Here is a 4,248-nt window from a genome sequence, read left to right on the forward strand (position 1 = left end):
CACCTGAGGGCCCGCGACGTGCAAGTCCTCGGGTTCGTGATCGAAGCTCGGCCTATTACCACAATGCACGCACCTCGAAACCGCCGCATCTCAGGACGCGAAGGCTCGCAGCAATGCGAGGGCTCGCAAAGAGCAAAGTCTGATGATCTTGTGCGTGTGCTGGTCAGGCGATGCCCAGGAGGTCGAGCGGGCGGGTGAACGGTTCGTAGGAGGCGTGTCGGAGGGCGGCGGCGACGTTCTGGTGCCCGGCTGTGCGGACGGTGTTGGTCGCCAGGTTGCGCAGGGTTGCCATGTTCTCGGGGCCGTGGCCGGTTCGGATCTTCGAGGCGTCCTCGCGGAAGGTGGTGTCGCGAACGAAGTGAAGCCGGTTCTCGATGGTCCACTGCGAGCGGGCGAGCCGGCCGAGCCGCTGCGGCGATGCCTGATGTGAGGTCAGGTCCGTGACCGCGTAAACGGTCTCGCGACTGACCTTGCCGGTCGTCAGGTCGGTGCGGTGGCGCAGGATGCGCACGGCCTGGGCTGCGTGGGGGAAGTCCAGGCCGAGGTCGGTGACGGTGAGTGCCCTGGTCGCCCGGGTCTCCCGGCGGCCGTGGCCCCTCTCGCGGTCGTAGCGGCGCGAGGTGACGTCCTTCCATGGCAACGACTTCAGCCGACGGTGCAGTTCGGGCTGGTTGGCCTTGACCACGAACAGGTAGTGGGCCTTCTTCTCCTCGACGAGGAAGCGGACGTGGCCGCGCTGGGTATGGAGCGCGTCCGCGGTGATGGTGACCCCGGTCAAGTCGAAGGGCTCCAGCAGCGCCGCGAAGCAGGTGATCTCATTCGTCTTGTCGGGGACGCGCAGTTGGGTGACGGTCCGGCCGTCGTCGGCCATCGCGGCCAGGAGGTGGGCGGCGGGCGAGGTGCCGTGCCGGGAGCCGCGGGCGGCCTTGCCGTCGATGGCCAGTGATTCCGAGCCGGCGGGATCAGCGCCGGTCAGATCGGCCAGGCCCCCGGGGCAGGCCATGCCGACGACCCGGCGGATTGTCGCGACACTCGGCGTGACCCGTACGCCGAGTGCCCCAACGACGCGGGCGCCCAGCCGGGCCAGGGCGTGCTGCGGGGCGTTCGCGGCCCACTGGCCGATGGCCGCGAACCACTGCGCGCCACCGACGACGGCGGAGGCGGCAACCAGCAGCACGGCCACGAACGGGTGACGCACCCCTCGGCGCCGACGCGGATCGGGCAGCAGCCGCAGCCGCTCCACCAGCGACAGTCCCGCCACCTTGTCCAGGACCGGCGACTTGATCAGGCAGACGGTGGCAGACTTGCGGCACATCGAAGCTCCGGTGGTTCGAGGCGACTTGGAGGTCACCCCGTCCAACCGGAGCTTCGTTGCGTTCGTGACGGGCCAGTCCCGACCCCTTGCACATCCGCGACCTGCGGACTCAAGCGCTTGCGGGGACTTTGAAACGCCCCTGGGACATGCGAGGCGACGTACTCCGCAATGCCTGAGACGCCGGAGGAAAGGGCCTTGCAGAATCTCGTCCACCAGGCGAATCAGGAGCACGCCGTGATCGACGACATGACCAATCCCATCGACCCCCGTACCGGCAAGCGCCACGAGGCCAAGTTCGCTGGCGCCGAGGCATTCGTGAACCAAGTGCACCGCATGCAGATGGTGGCCTTCGAGGAAAGAAGGCCCTTCGACTTCGACGCTCATGAGCAGGAAGCGAGGCACTGGGAGGACGAAACCGGCCTGGCCATCTGGCCGATGATCGAGCCCCAGCACCAAATGGCAATCCGCCGGAACTCGCGTGCCCGACACGAATCCGCTCTCCGCAATCTCAGGCGCCACCGAGAAGAGTTCGCCGAGGCCGCCGCCGAGTGGATCGCCGCCGCCCCCGAACAACCCCGTCGCGCCCGATCGGGAAGGCAACGACTCGCGGGCATGCTCCGCAGCCTCCCGGCCAGGGCCAGCGGACTGACCGGGCGTGCGTACCGCCGCGCCACCGCGGCGTTCGGCACTCGGGGAACCAGGGCCGGCCAGTAGGCCCGCACACACGTTCGGGTGAGATGCATCGAAGCCGCTACCACCTCAGCGCCTCCGGCGACCCCGGGACGTGGAGCTTGGCCGGGCAGCGAAGCGAGGAGGCGCCCGAAGGCATCGAGCCCACGGACCACGCCCGGCAGGTCCTCGACCTCCTCGTTGCGACAGAGCCGAAGACGGCCACCACTCGACCGCCGGGAACCGACATCGCGGCGCAGGCCGGTTCCGGCGCCGGGGGCCGGCTTCCGAGCGCAACGCCGGGCGAGCGTCCCACCGCTCCCGGCCGGTCGGTTCGGGTGTGAAGGTTTCCATCCGAGCCCGGCCGGCCGCTACGGTCTCCTCCGGGGGGCGCCGGCCCGCACCAGCACGGAGGACACCCGCGTTGCCCAACATGGAACTGATGACGGTCACGCTCAGCACCGGCGACCAGGTCGCCGACGTCCGCACGACTTGGGGAATGGACTTCCCGCCTGAACGCTGCTGGACCGACGGTTGGGGCGTCAGCGTCGAACTGCCCGCCGTCCTCGAACTGATCGACCTTGCCCGCGCCGGTGTGGTGAGCCTGGACGACGTCCGCGAACAGCTGGCCGCCCGCGCGCATGAGATCGCCGTCTACAACGACCCCGGAGAAGCCGACCCCGAGCGACGGGCACGACGCCGATGCTTCGGTGACTGCGACACCTGCCGGGCGAAGAAGCCCGAGTTCGAGGCGCACCATGCGCACGCCGTGGAGCAGAAGGCCCGTCACGCACAGCCGGACCTGTACCCGTTCAGCGCCAGCGGCAGCAGCCTGCACCGCGTCACGTGCTGGTACGTGCGTGATCACTTGCGAAGCGTCAACGCGGGGGATGACCCTCGCTGGCCCGTGTGGCGAAACCTGCGCGACTACGCCCACGACGGCCACCTGTCCACCGCGTTCTGGACCCAGTACACCGCCCTGCCACGGCACGAGGCCGCCTCATGGATCGGGGAACACACCGGCACCCGAGGTGGCAAGCGGTACCGCACATGCAAGTTGTGCGACCCGGACCTCACCGGGCTCACCGACTGCACCTGAACATGGGGGCACACCCCTCGCGTCGCGGTTTCAACACTGAACACCCGCCGCCACAGGGAGCGCGCCGGCATGTACTTCAGACGTCGAGGAGCCCCAAGGCGGAGTCCACCCGGCAGATCGCGCACGCGCGCGCCATCGAGTCTCGCAGCGCCTCGACCGCCTGGGCGCGCGTGGCCGGGCGGGAGCGACCGGAGACCAGCGGGCAGTCACCGGTGTGGACGAGGACCGAGCGGCCGGCCTCGTCGATCCCGTACTCGATGACCCACTCCACCACCGGCGGCCGGTGTCGGGCCGCGTCCGCGCGCACCCGCTCCTCAGCCTCCACCGCGGCAATCCGGACCCGGGTCTCGTCAAGGAGGACCGACAGGAGCGTCTCCACCGTCCGCAGGCGCTCCAGGTCCGGCGGGAGCCATGCGGGGCCGCCCGCCAGGTCCACGACTACGCCCCCTGGACCAGGGCGCGCTTGAGTCCCATCCGCGCCTCGACCACGTCCCCGCGCTCCAGCGTCGACCAGAACGGATCGGTCAAAACCAGGCCGGCCAACCGGCTCAGTCGACGCTCGAAAGCCGCCTTCCGTACCCGCTGCTCCGGTGTGTAGCCGGGACTCGGCGCGACGTCGCCGCGGTGGGAGTAGACGCCCTCCCGAGCCTGCCAGCCCTCCAGCGGCTCCGCCGACCACGACAGCGTCGCGCAGAGCTCCGCGTGCTGGGAGCGGACGCGATGCAGCTGCGCTTGCAGCGCGACGAGACGAGGGGGGTAGTCGATGGCCATTCCTCAATCATACGCCTGTTCGATTTTATGTTGTAATCAGGACATGGCCGAAAACTGGCTTTTCCCCGCCGCCCTGATCCACCTGAAACAGGAGAGCATCCGCGCCTATAACGAGACCTCCGCCACGCCGACCCCCGAGCGGCGGGCCGAGCTCGACCAGCGGCTGTTCCGCCTCTCCGTGCGGATCGGCGAACACCCCCACTGGCGGGAGCACCCCCACACCCCCGACGCCCGCATCGCGCTCCACCGAGCCGCCGTCGCCGCCCCCGGCGGTGAGCCCGCCGTCGAGAAGCGCGTCATCGGCGGCCGCCTCACCGCCCTGCCCCCGGGCATCGGCTCGGAATGGCAGTACCCCCCGGCCACGAGGTGAGTTACCCCTCGTGCCGCTTGGGGA

6 protein-coding genes are annotated in these 4,248 nt (G+C 69.8%); 3 read left to right on the top strand and 3 right to left on the bottom strand.

Annotated elements, in window-relative coordinates:
• Nucleotides 1–163: 163 nt before the first annotated feature.
• On the bottom strand, nucleotides 164–1,315 hold the full coding sequence (locus tag ADK55_RS10685) for an ISAs1 family transposase (RefSeq protein ID WP_234349994.1): 1,152 nt from the start codon (nucleotides 1,313–1,315) through the stop codon (nucleotides 164–166).
• Between the two features lie 195 nt (nucleotides 1,316–1,510).
• Here ADK55_RS10685 and ADK55_RS10690 point away from each other — a divergent pair, with 195 nt between their 5' ends.
• Complete coding sequence (locus ADK55_RS10690; protein ID WP_159041351.1) at nucleotides 1,511–2,029, top strand: hypothetical protein; 519 nt, start codon at nucleotides 1,511–1,513, stop codon at nucleotides 2,027–2,029.
• 397 nt (nucleotides 2,030–2,426) lie between these two features.
• Nucleotides 2,427–3,083, top strand: a complete 657-nt coding sequence (locus ADK55_RS10695) for a hypothetical protein (protein ID WP_159041352.1) — start codon at nucleotides 2,427–2,429, stop codon at nucleotides 3,081–3,083.
• 76 nt (nucleotides 3,084–3,159) lie between these two features.
• On the opposite strand, the gene ADK55_RS10700 is transcribed toward ADK55_RS10695, so the two are convergent.
• The gene (locus ADK55_RS10700; RefSeq protein WP_053677392.1) at nucleotides 3,160–3,519 is read right to left on the bottom strand and encodes a DUF6233 domain-containing protein; all 360 of its coding nucleotides are present in this window, start codon (nucleotides 3,517–3,519) and stop codon (nucleotides 3,160–3,162) included.
• Between the two features lie 2 nt (nucleotides 3,520–3,521).
• On the bottom strand, nucleotides 3,522–3,854 hold the full coding sequence (locus ADK55_RS10705; RefSeq protein ID WP_053677394.1) for a hypothetical protein: 333 nt from the start codon (nucleotides 3,852–3,854) through the stop codon (nucleotides 3,522–3,524).
• A gap of 43 nt (nucleotides 3,855–3,897) precedes the next feature.
• Here ADK55_RS10705 and ADK55_RS10710 point away from each other — a divergent pair, with 43 nt between their 5' ends.
• Entirely contained in the window at nucleotides 3,898–4,224 is a 327-nt protein-coding gene (locus ADK55_RS10710; RefSeq protein ID WP_053677396.1) for a hypothetical protein, read from the top strand.
• The last annotated feature ends 24 nt before the right edge of the window (nucleotides 4,225–4,248 follow it).

The sequence above is a fragment of the Streptomyces sp. WM4235 genome (assembly GCF_001279725.1).
In the GTDB taxonomy this organism is placed as follows: Bacteria; Actinomycetota; Actinomycetes; order Streptomycetales; family Streptomycetaceae; genus Streptomyces.